This is a genomic window from Halobacillus shinanisalinarum (genome assembly GCF_022919835.1).
In the GTDB taxonomy this organism is placed as follows: Bacteria; Bacillota; Bacilli; order Bacillales; family Halobacillaceae; genus Halobacillus_A; species Halobacillus_A shinanisalinarum.
In genome coordinates this window covers 4420694-4441128 of sequence record NZ_CP095074.1, presented here as the reverse complement: position 1 = coordinate 4441128, position 20435 = coordinate 4420694, and the positions used below count along the sequence as shown (strand labels likewise).

Below are 20435 nucleotides of genomic sequence, written 5' to 3'. Positions count from 1 at the left end.
ATATCGTACCAGATCGATTCAGGGACTGCACATAATTAACAAAAATATGAAGTGAATTCAGTTGAAGAAGCCAAAAAAAGAGCAACCGCTCCGTTGCTCTTTTCTAAGATGACCATTCATTTAGTTGTTTTCGAAGTTCGGTTAGCCGAACTTTACTTGCCTTTATCTGCTCCTTATCTTGAGCCAGTATTGCATCATGCAGTGTGACTAATTCATAATCAATCTCAAGACGGATGACTGGGAGCCTTTCTTCAGCTTCTCTTTTACGCAACGTTTCCATTACATGTTTCACTGCCCTTTCCTCCCCTTCAAATCCTTATTTATATATATGTCCAAAACCCTCTAAAGTTTACTTAATTAATAACCCATTTTCATATAATCCAAACCAACTGAACACATTACTTAGAGATCACTGCCCATTATGATAAACTTTCATTAGAAAATAGAGGAGTGAGAACATGAGTGATTTTACAGGATTTACACAAGGAGACTTTGATGTGTTTGCTATATCAGGTCTTGAAGCAAGGATGGAGGCGTTAAGAGAACAACTCTCCCCTAAGTTAGATGCCATTGCTTGTGAGCTAGCCCCTGACCTTACCGCAATGACAGGAGATGAAATGTTCGTTCACGTTGCAAAGCATGCAAGAAGGACAACCAATCCTCCAAATGATACATGGGCTGCATTAGCTTCAAGTAAACGTGGGTATAAGAAACTGCCCCATTTCCAAATAGGATTATGGGAAAGCCATGTCTTTATTTGGTTTGCCGTTATTTATGAAAGTCCAATAAAAGAATCGTTTGCGCAAACATTGTTAAAAAACAAGAAAGAAATTCGTTCAATGATCCCGGATCACTTCGTTTGGTCGATTGATCACACGAAGCCAGAGGCATTCATTCAAGAGGAAATATCCGATCAATCATTTGACGAAATGTTTGAACGGCTGCAGAATGTTAAAAAAGCTGAAATTCTTTGTGGTATAAACTTAAACAGAGACGATGAACGCTTAAAGGATCCTGATTCCTTTTTAGAGTTATGCCGGGAAACTTTTCAAACTTTAGAGCCACTCTATCGTTACGCTAAGTCTGTTTAAATAAATCCCCGAGGTACTGATAAGTACACCTCGGGGATTTTGCTATTTCATGTTAATTTTTTCACCTGAAGCAGCTGACCTGGCCTGTTTAACGGTGCGGTAACAGGAATATCCTGATTCTTTTTCAAATTGACCGCAAAGCTGCTTTTCTTCACTTTTTGATGGAACGATTTGTTTAAACCTCGTGTAGGCAAGCAATAACTCATCCTGTTTCACACTAGCCTCATAAGCCTGCTCTACCATTGAGTAAAAGTTAACCACGTCTATAATTTCTTCCTTTGACCAGTAAGTCTCATCAATTGGATAACTATAACTCACTGTATTCCACTCCTTTTATTTAGACCAAGCTGTCCGAATAGTTTCCGATTCAGTTATGATTCGATTCATTAATTCTGCTACTGATGGAACATCGTTAATACGAGCTGCAACTTGACCAGCCCAAGCAAAGCCATCTTCTTCGCCACTATGAATAAACCGCTTATTCGCTTCCCCACTAATGTAGGATTTTAGCACCTCATAGCCAGGTTGACTTTTCTCTAACTCGAGAATTTGATCTGTCCATGGGTTTTTCAAAGCACGCGCTGGAGTTCCGAGTGAACGCTTAATCACAACAGTTGAGCCTTCATTGGATTTAACGAGAGCCTGTTTATATGTTTCATTGGCATGACTGCATTCCTTAGTTGCAATAAAGCGCGTCCCCATTTCAATCCCCTCAGCACCTAAAGCTAAAGCAGCCATCAGTCCTTTGCCATCACTAATACCTCCTGAAGCAATGACGGGAATCGATACAGACTCAACGACTTGCGGAGTTAAAATTAACGTACTAGTGTCTCCTCTGCCGAGATGGCCGCCACCCTCATAGCCTACCACCATAACAGCATCAGCCCCAAGTTCTTCAGCTTTTTCAGCCTGTCTTTTGGCCGCTACTAATACGAGTACTTTAATCGGTTTATCTCTCACCATATCAATCACAGGTTTAGGATTCCCGCCTGTAATTGATATAACCGGTACTTCCTCATCTATTGCTGCCTGAACCATTTCCTCAAAAGGCCTCCCGTGCTGACCAATAGCGAAATTGACACCAAATGGCTTTTTTGTCATTTTTCTAAGTTTATGTATTTCCCCACGAAGTTCTGCTGCATTATCCATACTCATTGCTGTAATTTGACCAAGTCCCCCGGCATTCGAAACTGCTGCAGCTAATTCCGCATAAGCTAAGTGCGCAAGCCCTCCCTGAATAATAGGGTAGGTAACCCCCAACGTTTCCGTTACACGATTTTTCCACTCCATCATACATCCCTCCTTCTCTAATACTACCATGTAACAAAACTGTCTTACTAGACACTTCCCCCTGATTTTATCGGCGCCCAGTCTGATTTTATCGGCGCCCAGTCTGATTTTATCGGCGCCCAGTAAAAAAGTTCCGCTCACGCGTCCTTTTTTACTGAGTAATAAGGCTAGCCACAAATGCTATCCTCTGCTATAATTCATTTGCTCTCACGCTTAACGAAGAGGTGAACATTCATGAATCAAAACCAAACCCCCTTATACACAGGAATAAAACAACATGCTGAAAAAAATCCCACACAATTTCACATTCCCGGACATAAACAAGGAAAAGGAATGGATAGGGAATTCGCTGAATTTATCGGTGAAAATGCGCTATCCATCGATTTAATAAATATTGAGCCTTTGGATGACTTACATCATCCTCACGGAATGATCAAACACGCTCAGGACCTGGCTGCGGAAGCCTTCGGTGCGGATTATACCTTTTTCTCGGTACAAGGTACTTCCGGAGCGATTATGACTATGGTTATGAGTGTCTGCCAGCCTGGTGACAAAATTATTGTACCTAGAAATGTCCATAAGTCTGTTACATCAGCGATTATTTTTTCAGGGGCTACGCCAATCTTCATTCACCCCGAGCTTGATGATCGACTAGGTATCTCACACGGTATTACACCCGAGGCTGTTCAAAAGGCCTGTCAGGCACATCCTGATGCCAAAGCATTACTCGTTATTAACCCAACATACTTTGGTGTATCCGCGGACCTTAAGCAAGTCGTAAACATCGCCCACACATTTGATATGCCGGTACTTGTTGATGAAGCTCACGGGGTACACATCCATTTCCATGAACGACTCCCGGCTTCCGCTATGCAGGCTGGTGCAGATTTAGCAGCAACGAGCGTCCATAAATTAGGTGGGGCACTCACGCAAAGTTCTGTTTTAAACTTAAAAGAGGGTCTTGTATCACACGAACGGGTCCAAGCTATTCTTTCGATGTTAACAACAACCTCTACCTCTTATCTTTTACTTGCCTCACTGGATACAGCAAGAAGGCAGTTAGCAGTTCAAGGGAGAGAGCTACTTGACCATTCTTTAATGCTAGCTGATTACGCTAGAAGTAAGATCAACAAATTAGCACCACTATATTGCCCTGGAAATGAGTTACTAGGTAGTGACGCCACGTTTGATTACGATCCAACCAAACTGATCGTTTCAGTGAAAAGCCTCGGTCTGTCTGGATATGATGTAGAAGTGTGGCTTAGAGAAAGATATAAAATAGAGGTCGAACTATCGGATCTATACAATATTTTGTGTATCATTACTCCCGGAGACCGCGAGCAAGATGTACAATTACTGTTAAAGGCGTTACAAGAACTTGTTTCGGAAAACAAGCCTTCTCTTATTCACAAACAAATCACGGTTCAAGTGCCTGAAATTCCTTCACTTGCACTTTCTCCGCGTGATGCCTTTTATGCAGCAACAGAAGTTGTTCCATTTAATGAATCAGTAGGGAAGATCAGTGCGGAATTCATCATGGTTTATCCTCCAGGGATTCCAATCTTTATTCCTGGTGAAATCATAACGGCAGAGAACATTGACTATATTCGTGAAAATGTTGCGGCTGGTTTACCTGTTCAAGGCCCAGAGGATGATTCTTTAAAAACTCTACATGTTATAAAAGAACATCGTGCCTTTAGATAGGAAATGTTCAAGGAACCAGAATAAGACGAGCCTAAGCGAGGTCTATGGGGAACCCTTATGGTACTTTCATAAACCGTGTAATCATTAAAAATCCACTGCCCTTTAATGAGCAGTGGATCTTTTGCGTTTATTTTTTCTTCGACTTGTTGCAAGATGGACATTTGCTGTAAAGGGTTGATACTTTTTCATTTTCAAAGTGTTCGATAACCTTTTGACAGTTTTGACAAACAATTGTACCCATGCTGTACACCCCCACCTTTGTTATTGTAATCGGTTTCAATGTACTTTTATTTTAATATGACACATTAAATAAATCAACCCCAAAAGTATAACTTTTTATATAATGTGACATACTAATAGGTCTTCTTTTAATTTTACGAATTTATAATCAAAAAAAGAACCGAAACCTCGACGGTTTTCGGTTCAACTGATTGATTATGGAGTTTTGATTAAAGATGGGTCTAATAATTCAAATCCCTTGTCTCTTAACCCTTTGACTATGGACGGTATAGCTTTTGCTGTCCATTCGCGATCATGCATAAGCAAGTTGGCCCCTGGCGCTAAAAGCTCTGTATTTACCATGATGTCAGCGAGCGCCTCAGCATTTTGATATTCAGCATTCCAATCATATCCATACGTCCAGTTCATGACAAGCATCCCCTCTTCTTTAGCAAGCTGCTCAGAAAAGTCAGTATTTTGGCCAAAAGGAGCTCTGAAGAACTTCGGACGCTCCCCTATAATTTTTTCTATTTTATCATTGAGACCAACAATTTCCTCTCTCTGCTGTTCTTTTGAAATATCCCTCAATGAGGCATGTGTAGCCGTGTGGTTGCCTATAGGAAAACCAAGCTTATGTATTTGCTTCAATACTTCTTTCTCTTCCGGACTATTTAGAAAATGACCATTCACAAAAAATATTGCAGGAGCATCCAGCTCTTTAAGTTTCTTAGCGATATCCAATGCGTGATCGTCTGGAGCATCATCAAATGTTAACAGTGCTACTTGTTCATTAGCATCGCTAATAGGTTTAAATGACCACACATCCGTTAGCTCGTATTCTGGCTCTATGGCACTTGCTACGACTGCTTCATCCTCTTTAACATTTGGATCCTCCTGGTTCTCAGCTTCTTTCGGTTCTGTCTCCTTATTCTCCTCCTCAACCTGCTCCTCTGATGTTTGCTCGTCCATTGAATCTTTTGACTGATCGTTTTCTTTCTTCCCTGCGGCCTGTTCCCCTGCACAAGCTGTTAGTAATAAAGCTAACAATAACATAATGAATATTTTTCTCATGTATCCTTCCCCCTCCTGTTATGTATTTCCACATTCTCTATTATAGTATAATGTTTTCCATTATTACTATCGTTTCGACAAAATTTAAGTTATAATAGGAAATTGTTGATTCAATAACCACTTGAAAACACATTTAGGTGATAAAGGTGCTTAACTTTTTTAAAGGTTTTTATTTATTAGGTGGGCGTACAATTAAAACAGGTATTTCCGTGTTTCTAACCGCACTTATTTGTGGTTTTTTTAATTTCCCTATCATTTTCGCAGTCATTACAGCGATTGTTACTATCGAGCACACAGCTGCCGACTCGATAAAAAAAGCAATGATCCGCTTTCCTGCTTCAGCCATTGGAGCGTTATCAGCGACCGGCTTCTATGCTCTTTTTGGGAAAGGGGCATTAACCTTTGCTTTAGCTGCAATGGTAACCATTGCTGTTTGTCATAAACTTAAACTGGATGATGGAATTTTAGTTGCGACAATAACAGCGACTGCCATGATTCCCGACTTTCAAGATGATTATTTTGTTTCGTTTATCACAAGGTTGGGTACTACATCTATTGGTATCGTCATTTCAACTCTGGTTAACTTTTTTTTACTGCCGCCCAATTATTCTCCGCGTATTTACAAGAACATTAACCAACTGTTCGTCCACGCCTCGCAATTGATCATTCGCATAATTTCGAATGATAAAGGAGAATCTAACGTAAAGAATCGCAGGATTTCGGGAGCTTATCGTGAGTTGACTGTTCAATTAGAAAGAACCTTTCAACTGGTGCAGTTTCAAAGGGAAGAATGGAAATATCATCGCCATACGATCGAGCAAATGAAAGATTTTCAATTTGCTCAAAAGAAACTTGGCGCTTTGCAGCAAATCACCTATCACATAGGTAATTTACAGTATGTACGCTTCATGCCTAATGATTTTAGTCCAGAGGAAAAACAAATACTTAACGAGGTCGTGCAATCCCTTGCTAAAGTAATGAAGGATCCTGCACACAAAATTGATAAAGTGCACTTACAAAAAGTTGAAAAGCTCGATCACCTATTTTGGAAGTGGAAGGAGTTGCATGTAGAACATTCTAATCATAATAAACATCAGCTGCCTCCACAAACAATTCTTATGTACGAGCTGCTCTGTTTTCATGAGGTCCTGGAAGAATTAGAAAAAATCTCCGCCGCACATATGAAAACCGTAACGCAATACTATAGCGAGTAGATCTACGTAAGATATAAAAAAGAAGAAAGGGATGATATTGTGAAACAGGTATCAAAAGTGTTTTATATTTCATTAGTTGCAGCTATATTATTTATCATTTGGGGAGTAATCCCTGAGGATATACTAGGTACAGCAAGTTTAACTAATGTTACATCAACTATTCAAGGATTTATAACAGAAAAGTTTGGATGGTTTTACTTACTGTCAGCTACCGGCTTTTTAATTTTTGCTATTTATTTAATTTTTTCTAAGTATGGAAAACTTAAATTAGGAAAGCCGGATGATGAGCCAGAATATCCTTACATCACTTGGTTCGCCATGTTGTTTAGTGCAGGTATGGGAATCGGGCTTGTATTTTGGGGTGCGGCTGAGCCACTTTCTCACTTCCACAATACACCTATCATCGGCCAGGAACCAATGTCTCAAAGTGCTGCAAGAGACGCCATGAAATATAGCTTCTTCCATTGGGGTTTACACCCATGGGGAATATACGCTGTACTAGCCTTAGCGCTTGCTTATTTCAAATTTAGAAAAGGAGCTCCAGGTGTTATCAGTGCCGCTCTTGTCCCACTATTAGGTGAAAAGCGAATTAAAGGCGGATTAGGTACTCTTATCGACTTTATTGCTGTATTTGCCACTATTTTTGGTGTAGCCACTTCTCTTGGCTTAGGTGCCTTGCAGATTTCGAGCGGGCTTTCCTACTCAATAGATGGTCTGGAAGATACCTTCGGATTACAATTGATCATTATTGCTATTGTTACTGTTTTGTTTATGACATCAGCCATGACAGGGCTTAATAAAGGAATTAAATATTTAAGTAATGCTAACATTGTGCTGGCTTTACTGCTCATGCTTATGGTTTTATTCTTAGGTCCTACTGGCTTCATTATGGATTACTTTACTACGACGTTTGGTTCGTACGTACGAGATCTGCCATATATGAGTTTCAGACTGAATCCATTTGCCTCCGAGGAGTATACATGGATTAAAGATTGGACGATTTTCTATTGGGCTTGGTGGATTTCCTGGGCACCGTTTGTAGGAACATTTATTGCACGTGTATCCAAGGGACGTACCATTCGAGAATTTATTTTAGGTGTTTTGTTAGTGCCAACGGTTTTCGGCGCATTATGGTTCTCAGTATTTGGCGGAACAGCCATTTCGCTAGAATTCTTTGGCGGTGTAGACTTGTTCACAGATGTATCAAATCTTGGTACAGAAGTTGCGCTCTTCTCCATGCTTGAGCATATTCCGCTGGGCGGTATTATGACTGTTGTTGCCCTGCTGTTGATTAGTACATTCTTTATTACATCTGCTGACTCTGCCACCTTTGTATTAGGTATGCAGACGACACACGGAAGTCTTAACCCGAAAAACCAAGTTAAGTTTGTATGGGGGATTATTCAGGCAAGTGCAGCAGCTGTATTACTTTGGACAGGTGGACTGACGGCGTTGCAAACAGCAGCCATTATCGCAGCATTCCCATTCACCATTATCATGATTCTGATGTGTTTCTCCCTATTTAAAGAATTTAAAGCCGAAGCAAAAGTAGTTGATCTAAAAAAGAAAAATAAGTAAACAAAAAGGCACCTATCAATAAAGGTGCCTTTTTGATTTTAATTAAATACTTATGCTTGGGCATATATGCAGAGTTGTTATAAGTCTAAGGCATAATAAAAGCTCCTAACTCATTTTAAGAGTTAGGAGCTTTTTAAATTTCACTTATTATTTAACGATATGGATAGGTTGTCCCATCGCCACTTCAGCTGCTTCCATAGTAATCTCACCTAAGGTTGGGTGAGCATGAATGGTTAGAGCCAAGTCCTCTGCTGTCATGCCTGATTCAATCGCAAGACCAAGCTCAGCGATCATGTCACTAGCATTTGGTCCAGCAATTTGAGCGCCAATAACTAGTCCATCATCTTTACGAGTAATCAGCTTCAAGAAGCCGTCACTGTCGTTAAGGGATAGCGCACGCCCATTGGCTGCAAACGGGAATTTAGAAGCATTTACGTCATACCCCGCATCCTTCGCTTCCTGCTCTCTATAGCCTACTGAAGCAAGTTCTGGATCTGAGAATACAACTTCAGGCATTCCTAAGTAATCAATTTCAGATTTCTCACCAGAGATTGCTTCAGCGGCGATTTTGCCTTCATAAGAAGCTTTGTGAGCAAGTGGCAGTCCTTCTACAATATCACCGATTGCATAAATGTTATCGATATTTGTACGGGATTGTTTATCCGTTTGAATGACACCTTTATCACTCATTTCAATCCCTAATTCTTCTAAGCCAATTTCATCTGTGTTAGGACGACGGCCAACTGTTACAAGAACGTAATCAGCTTCAATTGTTTTCTCTTCACCTTTTACTTCATATTTAACAGTAACACCATCTTTTGTTTCCTCAACACCTTGAGCCATGGCATTGGTAACTACTTCTACACCTTTTTTCTTCAGGCGACGTTTTACAAGAGTGGACATTTGCTTCTCGAAACCACCAAGAATATCCTTCATGCCTTCAAGGATGGTTACTTCTGTATCGAAGTTCGCATATGCAGTACCTAGCTCTGTGCCAATGTAACCTCCACCGATGATAACTAGTTTCTTAGGAACTTCTTTTAGATCAAGAGCTCCTGTAGAATCTAGTACACGATCAGAGAATTTAAAGGAAGGAAGCTCGATCGGGCGGGACCCTGTAGCAATAATACAGTTATTATATGTGTAAGTTTGAGAGTTTTTCTCATCCATGACACGCACTGTATTTTTATCTACAAAATACACTTCCCCTTTAACGATGTCCACCTTGTTACCTTTAAGTAATCCTTCTACACCGCCAGTAAGCTTGTCAACAACGCCGCCTTTCCATTCCTGAACCTTAGAAAAGTCAACAGTTGTATTTTCAGATTGAATCCCCATGTCCTCTGCACCTTTTGCATGTTCAAATCGATGACTTGCTTGAATAAGTGCTTTAGACGGGACACAACCAACGTTTAAGCAAACTCCACCTAAGTTCCCTTTGTCTACAATTGTAACCTTTTGCCCTGTTTGTGCAGCACGGATGGCGGCAACATAACCGCCAGGACCCGCGCCTACAACTAATGTGTCTAATTCAATTGGAAAATCTCCTACTACCATACTTTACGCCTCCATCATAATTAGTTGTGGATCGTTCAGTAAACGCTTGATGTTATTCATTGCATGCTGTGCTGTTGCCCCATCAATCATTCTATGGTCAAAGCTTAATGAAATAGCAAGTACCGGAGCAACGACTATTTCCCCATCACGTACAACTGGTTTCTCAGCAATACGTCCGATACCTAAAATCGCAACTTCTGGGTGATTAATAACTGGAGTGAACCATTGTCCACCTGCTGAACCAATATTTGTGATGGTTGTTGAAGCACCCTTCATTTCTTCTGAAGAAAGTTTTCCATCACGTGCTTTAACAGCTAATTCATTCACTTCACTTGAAATGGAGAAGATGGATTTACGATCAGCATCTTTTACAACAGGTACAAGTAATCCTTTATCTGTATCAGCTGCAATACCAATATTATAGTAGTGTTTTTGAATAATTTCATCTGTTTCGTCATCTAATGATGTATTTAGAACAGGATATTTCTTAAGAGTTGAAACGAGTGCTTTCACTACATAAGGAAGATAAGTCAGCTTAATATCTTGCTCTGCTGCAACGGCCTTGAATTTCTTACGATGAGCGACGAGCTCTGATACATCCACTTCATCCATAAGTGTAACATGTGGAGCCGTGTGTTTAGAGTTCACCATAGCTTTAGCAATCGCTTTACGCGTTCCGCTCATTTTCTCACGTGTTTCAGGATAGGCTTCGCCCGCTGCCGGTGCTGCTTTAGAAGATGTCTCTGCTTTTTCTCCTTTAGCCTCATCTTCTTGGCTGTCTTCAGCTTTAGCTTGTCCTCCATCTAAGAAGCTGTTCACATCATCTTTAAGGATTCGTCCATTTTTTCCAGAGCCTTGCACTTTACGGATATCCACATCGTTATCACGTGCATATTTTCTAACGGATGGCATAGCAATGACACGTTTATCTTCGTCAACATCACTATCATCAGATTCAGCTGCAGGCTGCTCTTCTGATCTTTCATCTTTGGAATCCTCTTTTGAAGATTCTTGTTTTTCTTCTTTTGACTCTTCTTTAGGTTCTTCCTTAGATTCCTCACCAGAATCCTCAGAGCCATCATCAATCGTAATGATGACTGTACCTACTGTCGTCGTTTCACCTTCATCAACGTGTATCTCTTTAACGGTACCGTCGACTTGGGAAGGGATCTCAACAACTGCTTTGTCGTTTTGTACTTCACAAAGTACGTCATCTTCTTTTACTTCATCGCCAGGTTTCACGAACCACTTTGCGATTTCACCCTCGTGGATACCTTCACCGATATCAGGCAGTTTAAATTCGAACGCCACGGTTATTACCTCCTATTAGTAGAGATGATTAAAAATTAACTACTTTATTTGCTTTTTCAACAATATCGTTATGGTCAGGCAGCCATATTTCTTCAGCTTGTGTGAAGGCATACACTGTATCTGGTGCAGTTACACGCAGAACAGGTGCTTCAAGGTGAAGAATCGCTTTTTCTTGAATTTCAGCAGCAACATTGGCAGCGATTCCTGCTTGTTTCTGAGCTTCCTGAACCATTACGGCACGATTAGTTTTCTCAACTGAAGCTAGAATAGTCTCGTAATCGACAGGACTTACTGTACGAAGGTCGATTACTTCAGCACTAATGCCGTTTTCTTCTAGCTCTTCCGCTGCTTTAAGACAAGAATGTACCATAGCTCCATAAGCAATCAAAGTAACATCTGAACCTTCGCGCTTCACTTCCGCTTTTCCAAGTTCGACTGTATATTCTTCCTCAGGAACTTCTTCACGGAATGAACGATAAAGCTTCATGTGTTCAAGGAAAATAACTGGATCGTTATCACGGATCGATTGGATAAGAAGACCTTTTGCGTCATAAGGATTGGAAGGGATGACAACTTTAAGACCTGGCTGCTGGGCCATTAAACCTTCTAAACTGTCCGCGTGAAGTTCAGGGGTGTGAACACCGCCGCCAAATGGGGAGCGGATGGTAATCGGCATATTCTTCGTGTTCCCTGTACGATAGCGGTAACGAGCCATTTGACCATTAATTGCATCCATTGTCTCGTAAACGAAACCAAAGAATTGAATTTCAGGAACAGGTCGGAAGTCTGTCAAAGCAAGACCGATGGACAAACCACCGATTCCTGACTCGGCGAGTGGTGTATCAAATACACGATCTTCGCCAAATTCATCTTGAAGACCTTCTGTTGCACGGAATACGCCGCCGTTTTGGCCTACGTCTTCACCAAATACGAGCACGTTCTCGTCGTTCTTAAGTTCTGTGCGCATCGCGTCTGTAATGGCTTGAATCATTGTCATTTGTGCCATGATCTACTTCGACTCCTTTTCCTTGTATTCTTCCATTTGTTCTTGAAGATTGGATGGAAGTTCTTCATACATGTTACTGATCAGATCGGTTACTTTTTGTTTTGGTGTATTATCTGCTTCTTTAATGGCGGCCTTGATTTCAGCTTTTGCATCTTCAATGACCTTGTTTTCTTCTTCTTCAGACCAAAGATCCTTACCTTCAAGGAAAGTACGGAAACGCACGATCGGATCTTGCTGTTCCCATTCGCTATCCATATCGTCAGTACGATATCTTGTCGGATCGTCACCCGCCATTGTGTGTGGACCATAACGGTAAGTCATTGTCTCAATTAGTGTTGGACCTTCTCCATCAATGGCACGTTTGCGGGCTTCTTTTGTAGCGGCATATACAGCTAAAACATCCATGCCATCAACTTGAAGTCCCTCAATACCGACTCCTACAGCTTTCTGAGCAATCGTTTCAGCAGCAGATTGTTTTTCTACAGGCACAGAAATAGCGAATTGGTTGTTTTGAACAACAAAGATCGTTTGAGCACCAAATGCACCAGCAAAGTTCATCCCTTCATAAAAGTCTCCTTGGGAAGCTCCGCCGTCACCTGTATAAGTAATGGCTACTGCATCTTTGCCACGTTTTTTAAATCCAAGACCCACACCTGCAGCTTGAGTAATCTGGGCACCAATAATGATTTGCGGGCTGACAGCATTGACTCCTTCAGGCATTTGGTTTCCTTTATAATGACCACGGGAAAATAGAAATGCCTTGGTTAGCGGAAGACCATGCCAAATCAATTGTGGAACATCACGATATCCCGGTAAAATAAAGTCTTCCTTTTCAAGGGCGAAATGGCTCCCTAGTTGTGAAGCTTCTTGACCAGCTGTTGGAGCATAAAATCCTAAACGTCCTTGTCTGTTAAGTGCAATAGAACGCTGGTCTAAAATTCTTGTATAAACCATGCGACGCATAATTTCTTTTAAATCTTCATCTGAAAGATCAGGCATCGCATCTTCATTGACGATTTCGCCCTTCTCGTTAAGGATTTGAAACATTTCAAACTGATTTTCAATATTCTCGAGAACTCGTTTCAAAGTCACTCACCTCTTCCTTTCTACTTTTAAAATAGATGCTGTTGAGTAGCATTCCCAAAACTCCGAAAAAAACTGTACCGATTTGCTCTTATACGTTTTCCCTGTACACATCTTTGATAATCATTGCTGCGAATATAGTTAAAACTGTTATATTTTTAAAGCAATATTTACTGGTACAATAATATTTCCATATGTAGTTTAGCTCAATACTACAGGATTCGTCAAACACTCTGCAATGAAAAGACGATAATTGATAGGCGGATGCTTCTTTATCAAAAAGAACAACTACTCTCCCGACATTTGACTGTACCACTATTTATTAGCGCCTGTATTAATTTTACGGTTTTTATAAAAAGGATGCAAATTATTTGATATAGATTTTCAACAAAAAAAACGACCCACGGGCCGTTTTTTAGTTGGTTTCCTTAGAATTGTTCTGACTATCCTTCGATTCACTACCAGCTGAATCTTCATAGGTTACATTTAACCCAGAGGCATCGTAAAACTGTTTCTTAAGTTCATTGTATTCATTTGTATAAGTATTAAACTGCTCATTCGCTTTAATCACAGCATTATAGCTTGCGTTAATATTTTCCACTTGTTTCTGAAGTTCTTCTTGCGTCAAATCTTTTTGCTGAAGCATTTCGTATAATTCTAGATCCAAGTCTAGCGCATTTTGATACGCCTTGTACAAATCCTGATAGGCGTTATAACGATTCTCCATTTTCTCTACAAGTTGGTTAGCCAATTCTTTTGCTTCACTTTGCTCTTCACTCAGATCCTCGATTAAAGGCTTGATCTTATCGAATTCTTCTTTAGCCGCGTCAATACTTTCTTTTTCTGATTTAAGCTTCTCTTCACGTTCCTTTACGACAGAAGCCGCTTCCTTTGAAAGTTCCTTTATTTGTTCAAATTCCTCCATGTTTAAATCAATAATTTGATTGTACAGTTTTTTTTCCTTTTCCTCTAACTCCATTAACGGCTTTTGCTGTTTACGAAACGTATCTTCAAGCGAAACAGCTTCTTCCAAGTGATTATATATTTTCTCTTGCGCAGATTGATTTGAACACGCAGACAAAATAAAAGCCGTTGCTAGAAGCAACGAAATAATTTTTCTAAAACGCAATACCTATTCCCCTCCCCTATGTTCGATGACTTTATTATTTTTTGATCATATGTACAATAGTATAATAAATAATATTAATTTGAAAGGTTTCTTTTTTCATATGTTTCCAATTTTCGACTATCATTAAGATCGATTTCTTTGTGTTAAAATAAAACCTGGAATTTATGTTGGTTATAGGAGGATGAATCTCATGATTACAATGAATGATATTATACGCGAAGGGCACCCCGCGCTTAGGAAAATAACAGAAGAGGTGGTAGTTCCGCCTACAGAGGAAGACAAAAAGACTTTGGAAGAGATGCTTAATTACTTAAAAAACAGCCAAGATGAACAGGTTTGTGAACGTTATGGGCTTCGTCCTGGTGTCGGATTAGCTGCACCACAAATAAATGTGAACAAACGGATGCTTGCCGTTCATTTCACGGATTTGAATGATAAATTTTATAGTTATGGATTGTTCAACCCACGGATTGTTAGTCATTCAGTGGAACGAACTTATTTGTCATCTGGGGAAGGCTGTTTATCTGTTGATCGTGAGGTTCCTGGTTATGTCCCAAGATATCGAAGGGTTACTATCAAAGCAACGGATTTAGAAGGAAAAGAGGTAAAACTGCGTTTGAAAGATTATGCAGCCATTGTGTTCCAACATGAAATTGACCACTTGCACGGCATCATGTTTTATGACCACATAGATCCAAATCAACCATTCAAAGAACCAGAAAACGCAAAACCCGCGGATGCCTAAGAAAAGCGGAAAAGCCCGTTTAGCCCCGTACGCATAAGACAAGCGGCGCAGTGAAGTGTTCTTTCTTCACGGAGGCGATTGACTTATGTCGATAGGGGCTGGGCTTTGCAGCTAGACAGTAGAAAAGCGGGGAGGGGCGTTTAGACCTGAAACGCATAAGCAAGGCGGTGCAGTGAATTAAAAACTCAGGGAAGTTCGACTAAGGTCGTAACATCCTGTTACAACATCGAACGACCCCACGTCCTGTGGGGCCACGGAACCGAATTGCTTATGTCGCGAAGGTCTGACCCTCGCAGCTAGACAGCGAAAAGCCGCTACTATATACCAAAACGCCCGCAAAATAATTGCAGGCGTTTTTTTTGATTAGGACAATAGCTTTAAATCATAAATCGCTTTAACAAGCCCTCCATCATCAACATCAGTAGTTATATGATCACTGACAGCTTTCGTTTCTTCTACCGCGTTACCCATAGCCACTCCTGTACCTGCCTCACGAATCATTTCTATATCATTTAGTCCATCACCGAACGCATAGGTATCTTCCATCTTTAAACCTGCTGCCTCGATTAACTTTTTAATCCCCTCAGCTTTAGAACCACCATTAGGTAAAACATCACAGGAGTAGGGGTGCCAGCGGATGAAATCAAATGAGTCATATTTTTTATCATAGTACTCAATCTCTTCCCCTTCACAAAACAGTAAAGATTGGTAAATTTCTGCATTATTATAGAAAGTCGCATCAATAGCCGGGTACTCAAAGTGTAAAGAAGCAAGGCTTTCCTTTATGTACACTTGTTCTCGGTCAGATGCCTTCATTTCATTTTGATCCATAAATACCATCGGATGATTATTCTCTTCAGCATCGATATATAGTTTTTCTAATTGTTTTTTTGGTAAAGGATTTTTGTGAATTGGCTTCCCTTCAAACACGACGTATTGCCCATTAAAGCTTACAAATGAGTTTATGCCGAGTGTTTCTCTTAATTCTTCATACATAAAAGGAGCACGCCCTGTAGCAATTGCGCAATAAACTCCGCTCTTTTGCAAACTTTTTACTGCTTGGATCGTAGCCTCCGGTAATTCTTTATTATGGTTAAGCAGCGTTCCGTCTATATCAAACAAAGCGATCTTCTGTGTCATCTTCATTCCTCCATCGATAGTAAGGTGTGATGTGGTGTTTATAGAATTTACTTTTAGAGGATGTTCAAAAAGTCACCAAATGATAAACGGCGAATTTCTTCGTTGCTCGGTTTTTTCCAGTCCTCACGTTTGAAAAGGCATACGCTGTGGCCTCAAAACGTTCGCACCTTAGACTTCTTGTTCTCATTCGTCAACTTTTTGAACACACACTTTTATACATTTTGTATGCTGGCTATACTTTAGCATGCATGGATATATTTGAGAAGAAAAACGAAGGATATTCATAAATGATTATACGTATATGTTTCATTCTGAACGAAACCGTATTATACTAGAGATAACAGGGATTGGGCGGTTTAACGTTTTTGGCAACTTTCTTCATCATCGAAAGGAGATGGCTCATATGATGAAGCGTCTAAGAAGAAAGCTTAGAAAACGTTGGAAAAAACTTATGGAACGAAAAACATACGCGTAAACAACTGAATGTCATATGGCGGAGTATGACCCATTCAATTATGAAATGTATTCCCATCTTTAAAACAAACGTGCTATCATTATCAACAGAACAAATATGTGGAAATTATATCTAGTAAGGAGCGATAATAACATGATTTTTAAAGTATTTTATCAGGAACTGGCAAATGAAGTTCCTGTTCGCGAACGTACACAAGCCATGTACGTAGAGTCGGAGACAGAGAGAGAAGTACGCAAAAAATTGGCTGCAAAGAATTTGAACATCGAATACATCCAGGTGCTTAATGAGGATCACTTGGCTTATGAAAAGCAGTCTGAAGATTTCCAAGTGGAGAATGTGTAACAGATGAAGTTTGTTAAAAATGACCAAACAGCGGTGTTCGCCTTAGGTGGACTCGGTGAGATTGGTAAAAACACATACGCTGTTCAATTCCAGGACGAAATCATCCTCATTGATGCTGGAATCAAATTTCCTGAAGACGAGCTTTTAGGAATTGATTACGTAATCCCTGATTACACCTATTTAGTTCAAAACCAGGACAAAATTAAAGGGTTGTTCATTACCCACGGTCACGAGGACCATATCGGTGGTATCCCTTATCTTTTGCGTGAAATTAACATTCCAATTTATGCTGGAAAGCTTGCAGTTGGACTTTTACGTAACAAATTAGATGAACATGGACTACTTCGAAATACGAAAATGCACACGATTCAAGAGGACGATGTAATTAAATTCCGCAAAACATCTGTTTCCTTTTTCCGTACAACCCATAGTATCCCTGATTCATTTGGAATTGTAGTAAAAACCCCTCCTGGCAACATCGTCCATACAGGAGATTTCAAATTTGATTTCACCCCTGTAGGCGAACCAGCTAACCTAGCAAGAATGGCTGAGATTGGAAAAGAAGGCGTACTTGCACTATTATCCGATAGCACAAATAGTGAAGTACCTGGATTTACCAAATCAGAACGGGTAGTAGGACAAAGCATTCAAGACATATTTACGCGTGTTGATGGGAGACTAATATTCGCAACCTTTGCATCTAATATCTACCGCCTGCAGCAGGTTGTTGAGTCTGCTGTTAGAAATAATCGTAAAGTTGCTGTGTTTGGTCGAAGCATGGAATCTGCCATCAGAATTGGCCAAGAACTTGGGTACATCCGCGCACCTAAGGAGACATTTATTGATGCTCAGCAACTCAATCGTCTGCCTGCACATGAAGTGGTTATTTTATGTACAGGATCCCAAGGTGAACCAATGGCAGCACTATCTCGTATTGCTAATGGAACTCACCGTCAGATTCAAATTATGCCCAAAGATACAGTCGTGTTTTCCTCTTCCCCAATCCCTGGTAACGCGATTAGTGTAAGCCGTACAATTAATAAACTTTATCGTGCAGGTGCCGATGTTATTCACGGACCTTTAACTAACATTCATACTTCTGGACACGGCAGTCAAGACGAAATGAAGTTGATGCTGCGTTTAATCCAGCCTAAATTCTTTATGCCGATTCACGGTGAATACCGTATGCTTAAGGAACATGTGAAACTAAGTGAAGAATGTGACATTGACCCAGACAACTGTTTTGTAATGGACAATGGCGATGTTCTGGCTCTTGGCAAAGACGAAGCAATGATTGCTGGTAAAGTTCCTTCTGGCGCCGTGTACGTGGATGGAAGTGGAATCGGTGATATCGGTAACATCGTACTTCGAGACCGCCGTATCCTATCGGAAGAAGGATTAGTCATCGTTGTCGTTAGTATAAACATGAAGGAATTCAAGATTGCTTCAGGACCTGATATTATCTCTCGCGGTTTTGTTTATATGAGGGAATCCGAAGACTTAATTAAAGAGGCCCAGAAACTCGTTAGTACTCATGTAGAAAAAGTAATGGATCGCCGCACAACTCAGTGGTCTGAAATTAAAAATGAGATTACGGACACGATAGCGCCTTTCTTATTTGAAAAAACAAAACGTCGTCCAATGATCCTTCCTATCATTATGGAAGTCTGATGACAAGAAGCCTGCTAAATGTAGAAGCTCCCGCTAATATGATAGCGGGAGCTTCTTTATTCCTTATGTTAACCTCTTCAATGATTTACTTATGTCAGGTAAGTCAATGTCACCTGATTCGAAGAAATTCTTAATGATATATTTTGAATAGTTAACGGCTGACTGATAATCAATATGGCCTGGAAGCGGAGCTTGCTCTTCTATCACCACATCAATAATTGCTGGCTTATCAGACAAAAAAGCCTGTTGCATACGGGTTGCCAGTTCGTCATAAGACTCAATTCTGTATCCCTCTCCGCCGCATGCTTCAGCAAACTTAGCAAAATCCATTTCACCAAGGGCTGTTTCATAATTCAGATGTCCCATTTGAGCTTGTTCGTATTTAATCATACCGATCTTGCTATTATTCAGTATCACCATTTTAATCGGTAAATCGTACTTCACAGCTGTGACGAAGTCCTGCATTCCCATAGAAAACCCTCCGTCACCACAAATCCCAATCACTTGACGATCAGGATAAGCAATTTGCGCGGCGATAGCACCCGGCAACCCTACCCCCATGGTAGCCAGCCACCCTGAAATGAGAAACTTCTGATCAACCAATGGCAAAAAGCGTGAAGCCCATACCGTTACATTTCCCACATCGGCAGATATAACCGCCTGTGGCTTCATATGTTTTTCAAGTTCATACATGACTTGGGGTGCATGTAATGGGTTTTCCTCTGAACGCTTTTCCTTCTGCAAGGCAATGCGCCATTCATTCATCATTTCTTGATACTTCTCTAGATTGGTATTTTCTTCTCTGGCTGAAATGAGTTTAGTTAAACGGGTTAGCGTTTGTTTGGCATCACCAGCCAGCCCTAACTCAATAGGATAATGCTTCCCAAGGTGCTCTGGTTTATTATCAATTTGAATGGCCTGCACATGGTCAGGAAGGAAGTCACGATAAGGAAACTGTGTACCAATTAGCAAAAGAAGATCACATTCTTTAATAGCTTTATAGGCAGGTTTCGTTCCGATCTGTCCATGATGACCTAAACAATATGGATGATTATCGGGAATGACGCCTTTAGCAAGCAAGCTTAATACAATCGGCGCTTTTACCTTTTCTGCAAAATCAATTAGTTCATTTTTTGCATCCACGGTGCCCTTCCCTGCTAAAATAACCGGATTTTCTGCTTTCTCTATCCATTGTCTTGCTTCATTTAAATGCTCGTCCTGGGGCATAATTGTCGGTTTATAGTAAGAATCTGCCGTGAGTTTCTCGTCATCCTTCTGTTTTGCTGCAAATAGATCATCAGGAACGACTAATACGGAGACACCTTTTTTCGTATATGCTTCTCGAATCGCTTGATTTAACAAGTCCGGAAGCTGACTTTCTGATTCAGCACGCTTATTAAAAACAGCTACATCATCAAATAACCGTTCAAGGTTCACCTCTTGAAAAGCTCCCGTTCCAACTTCTTCACTGCTCACTTGACCCACGATCGCGAGCACTGGAACTTTATCCCCTTTAGCATCATACAAGCCATTTAGTAAATGAATGCCACCCGGACCTGCAATCGATAAGCAAACGCCAAGCTTGCCTGTCAACTTTGCATAAGATGCAGCAGCCAGTGCACCTGTTTCCTCATGTCGTACTTGAAAAAATTTTATTTGGTCTTGCTTCTTTCTCAAATCATCTATGAATTCGTTAATCGAATCACCCGGAAGTCCATAAACGTGATTAACTTCCCAGTCTATAAGTGAATTTACAAGGGCTTGACCCGTTCGTTGTTCAAACATCACTTCTCATCCTTTCTTCTTATA

Annotated in this window: 19 protein-coding genes; 7 read left to right on the top strand and 12 right to left on the bottom strand. The window is 40.5% G+C overall.

Going from position 1 to position 20435, the window contains the following annotated elements; genetic code table 11:
* Positions 1–103: 103 nt before the first annotated feature.
* Complete coding sequence (locus MUO14_RS22005) at positions 104–292, bottom strand: hypothetical protein (RefSeq protein WP_244752643.1); 189 nt, start codon at positions 290–292, stop codon at positions 104–106.
* A 166-nt stretch (positions 293–458) separates the two neighbouring features.
* On the opposite strand from MUO14_RS22005, the gene MUO14_RS22000 reads away from it, so the two are divergent.
* On the top strand, positions 459–1091 hold the full coding sequence (locus tag MUO14_RS22000; RefSeq protein ID WP_244752642.1) for a YktB family protein: 633 nt from the start codon (positions 459–461) through the stop codon (positions 1089–1091).
* Positions 1092–1133: 42 nt separating this feature from the next.
* Here the strand turns inward: MUO14_RS22000 and MUO14_RS21995 are convergent, their stop codons facing one another.
* Both MUO14_RS21995 and MUO14_RS21990 read right to left on the bottom strand, forming a co-directional pair.
* Entirely contained in the window at positions 1134–1409 is a 276-nt protein-coding gene (locus tag MUO14_RS21995; protein WP_244752641.1) for a UPF0223 family protein, read from the bottom strand.
* Between the two features lie 15 nt (positions 1410–1424).
* Complete coding sequence (locus MUO14_RS21990) at positions 1425–2381, bottom strand: NAD(P)H-dependent flavin oxidoreductase (RefSeq protein ID WP_244752640.1); 957 nt, start codon at positions 2379–2381, stop codon at positions 1425–1427.
* Between the two features lie 234 nt (positions 2382–2615).
* On the opposite strand from MUO14_RS21990, the gene MUO14_RS21985 reads away from it, so the two are divergent.
* Complete coding sequence (locus MUO14_RS21985) at positions 2616–4085, top strand: aminotransferase class I/II-fold pyridoxal phosphate-dependent enzyme (protein WP_244752639.1); 1470 nt, start codon at positions 2616–2618, stop codon at positions 4083–4085.
* Positions 4086–4212: 127 nt separating this feature from the next.
* Here the strand turns inward: MUO14_RS21985 and MUO14_RS21980 are convergent, their stop codons facing one another.
* Both MUO14_RS21980 and MUO14_RS21975 read right to left on the bottom strand, forming a co-directional pair.
* Entirely contained in the window at positions 4213–4326 is a 114-nt protein-coding gene (locus tag MUO14_RS21980; protein WP_244752638.1) for a GapA-binding peptide SR1P, read from the bottom strand.
* A gap of 194 nt (positions 4327–4520) precedes the next feature.
* Positions 4521–5375, bottom strand: coding sequence for a polysaccharide deacetylase family protein (locus MUO14_RS21975; RefSeq protein ID WP_244752637.1), 855 nt, complete (start codon positions 5373–5375; stop codon positions 4521–4523).
* Between the two features lie 146 nt (positions 5376–5521).
* On the opposite strand from MUO14_RS21975, the gene MUO14_RS21970 reads away from it, so the two are divergent.
* Both MUO14_RS21970 and MUO14_RS21965 read left to right on the top strand, forming a co-directional pair.
* Positions 5522–6589: an FUSC family protein gene (locus MUO14_RS21970; RefSeq protein WP_244752636.1), complete on the top strand. Its 1068-nt coding sequence runs from the start codon at positions 5522–5524 to the stop codon at positions 6587–6589.
* Between the two features lie 39 nt (positions 6590–6628).
* A complete protein-coding gene (locus tag MUO14_RS21965; RefSeq protein ID WP_244752635.1) occupies positions 6629–8167 on the top strand; it encodes a glycine betaine uptake BCCT transporter in 1539 nt (512 codons plus the stop codon).
* Between the two features lie 147 nt (positions 8168–8314).
* On the opposite strand, the gene lpdA is transcribed toward MUO14_RS21965, so the two are convergent.
* From lpdA to MUO14_RS21940, 5 genes are all read right to left on the bottom strand, one after another.
* Positions 8315–9724: a dihydrolipoyl dehydrogenase gene (gene lpdA, locus MUO14_RS21960; RefSeq protein ID WP_244752634.1), complete on the bottom strand. Its 1410-nt coding sequence runs from the start codon at positions 9722–9724 to the stop codon at positions 8315–8317.
* Positions 9725–9727: 3 nt separating this feature from the next.
* Positions 9728–11035, bottom strand: coding sequence for a dihydrolipoamide acetyltransferase family protein (locus tag MUO14_RS21955; protein ID WP_244752633.1), 1308 nt, complete (start codon positions 11033–11035; stop codon positions 9728–9730).
* A gap of 28 nt (positions 11036–11063) precedes the next feature.
* A complete protein-coding gene (locus tag MUO14_RS21950; protein ID WP_244752632.1) occupies positions 11064–12041 on the bottom strand; it encodes an alpha-ketoacid dehydrogenase subunit beta in 978 nt (325 codons plus the stop codon).
* Positions 12042–12044: 3 nt separating this feature from the next.
* Complete coding sequence (gene pdhA / locus MUO14_RS21945; protein WP_244755722.1) at positions 12045–13088, bottom strand: pyruvate dehydrogenase (acetyl-transferring) E1 component subunit alpha; 1044 nt, start codon at positions 13086–13088, stop codon at positions 12045–12047.
* A gap of 451 nt (positions 13089–13539) precedes the next feature.
* Complete coding sequence (locus MUO14_RS21940) at positions 13540–14253, bottom strand: YkyA family protein (RefSeq protein ID WP_244752631.1); 714 nt, start codon at positions 14251–14253, stop codon at positions 13540–13542.
* A gap of 190 nt (positions 14254–14443) precedes the next feature.
* Between MUO14_RS21940 and def the strand changes: the two genes are divergently transcribed.
* A complete protein-coding gene (gene def / locus MUO14_RS21935; protein WP_244752630.1) occupies positions 14444–14998 on the top strand; it encodes a peptide deformylase in 555 nt (184 codons plus the stop codon).
* A 363-nt stretch (positions 14999–15361) separates the two neighbouring features.
* On the opposite strand, the gene MUO14_RS21930 is transcribed toward def, so the two are convergent.
* Entirely contained in the window at positions 15362–16144 is a 783-nt protein-coding gene (locus MUO14_RS21930; protein ID WP_396265752.1) for a Cof-type HAD-IIB family hydrolase, read from the bottom strand.
* Between the two features lie 601 nt (positions 16145–16745).
* On the opposite strand from MUO14_RS21930, the gene MUO14_RS21925 reads away from it, so the two are divergent.
* Both MUO14_RS21925 and rnjA read left to right on the top strand, forming a co-directional pair.
* Complete coding sequence (locus MUO14_RS21925; protein ID WP_244752628.1) at positions 16746–16955, top strand: DNA-dependent RNA polymerase subunit epsilon; 210 nt, start codon at positions 16746–16748, stop codon at positions 16953–16955.
* 3 nt (positions 16956–16958) lie between these two features.
* A complete protein-coding gene (rnjA, locus tag MUO14_RS21920) occupies positions 16959–18626 on the top strand; it encodes a ribonuclease J1 (protein WP_244752627.1) in 1668 nt (555 codons plus the stop codon).
* A gap of 63 nt (positions 18627–18689) precedes the next feature.
* Here rnjA and MUO14_RS21915 read toward each other — a convergent pair whose 3' ends face one another.
* Complete coding sequence (locus MUO14_RS21915) at positions 18690–20411, bottom strand: pyruvate oxidase (protein WP_244752626.1); 1722 nt, start codon at positions 20409–20411, stop codon at positions 18690–18692.
* Positions 20412–20435 lie beyond the last annotated feature (24 nt).

Bases quoted from the DNA above. Each gene is read 5' to 3' on its own strand.
- MUO14_RS22000 (WP_244752642.1), top strand. From the start codon at position 459: ATGAGTGATTTTACAGGATTTACACAAGGAGACTTTGATGTGTTTGCT.
- MUO14_RS21990 (WP_244752640.1), bottom strand. From the start codon at position 2,381: ATGGAGTGGAAAAATCGTGTAACGGAAACGTTGGGGGTTACCTACCCT.
- MUO14_RS21985 (WP_244752639.1), top strand. From the start codon at position 2,616: ATGAATCAAAACCAAACCCCCTTATACACAGGAATAAAACAACATGCT.
- MUO14_RS21980 (WP_244752638.1), bottom strand. From the start codon at position 4,326: ATGGGTACAATTGTTTGTCAAAACTGTCAAAAGGTTATCGAACACTTT.
- MUO14_RS21975 (WP_244752637.1), bottom strand. From the start codon at position 5,375: ATGAGAAAAATATTCATTATGTTATTGTTAGCTTTATTACTAACAGCT.
- lpdA (WP_244752634.1), bottom strand. From the start codon at position 9,724: ATGGTAGTAGGAGATTTTCCAATTGAATTAGACACATTAGTTGTAGGC.
- MUO14_RS21950 (WP_244752632.1), bottom strand. From the start codon at position 12,041: ATGGCACAAATGACAATGATTCAAGCCATTACAGACGCGATGCGCACA.
- pdhA (WP_244755722.1), bottom strand. From the start codon at position 13,088: ATGTTTCAAATCCTTAACGAGAAGGGCGAAATCGTCAATGAAGATGCG.
- def (WP_244752630.1), top strand. From the start codon at position 14,444: ATGATTACAATGAATGATATTATACGCGAAGGGCACCCCGCGCTTAGG.
- MUO14_RS21930 (WP_396265752.1), bottom strand. From the start codon at position 16,144: ATGAAGATGACACAGAAGATCGCTTTGTTTGATATAGACGGAACGCTG.
- MUO14_RS21925 (WP_244752628.1), top strand. From the start codon at position 16,746: ATGATTTTTAAAGTATTTTATCAGGAACTGGCAAATGAAGTTCCTGTT.
- rnjA (WP_244752627.1), top strand. From the start codon at position 16,959: ATGAAGTTTGTTAAAAATGACCAAACAGCGGTGTTCGCCTTAGGTGGA.
- MUO14_RS21915 (WP_244752626.1), bottom strand. From the start codon at position 20,411: ATGTTTGAACAACGAACGGGTCAAGCCCTTGTAAATTCACTTATAGAC.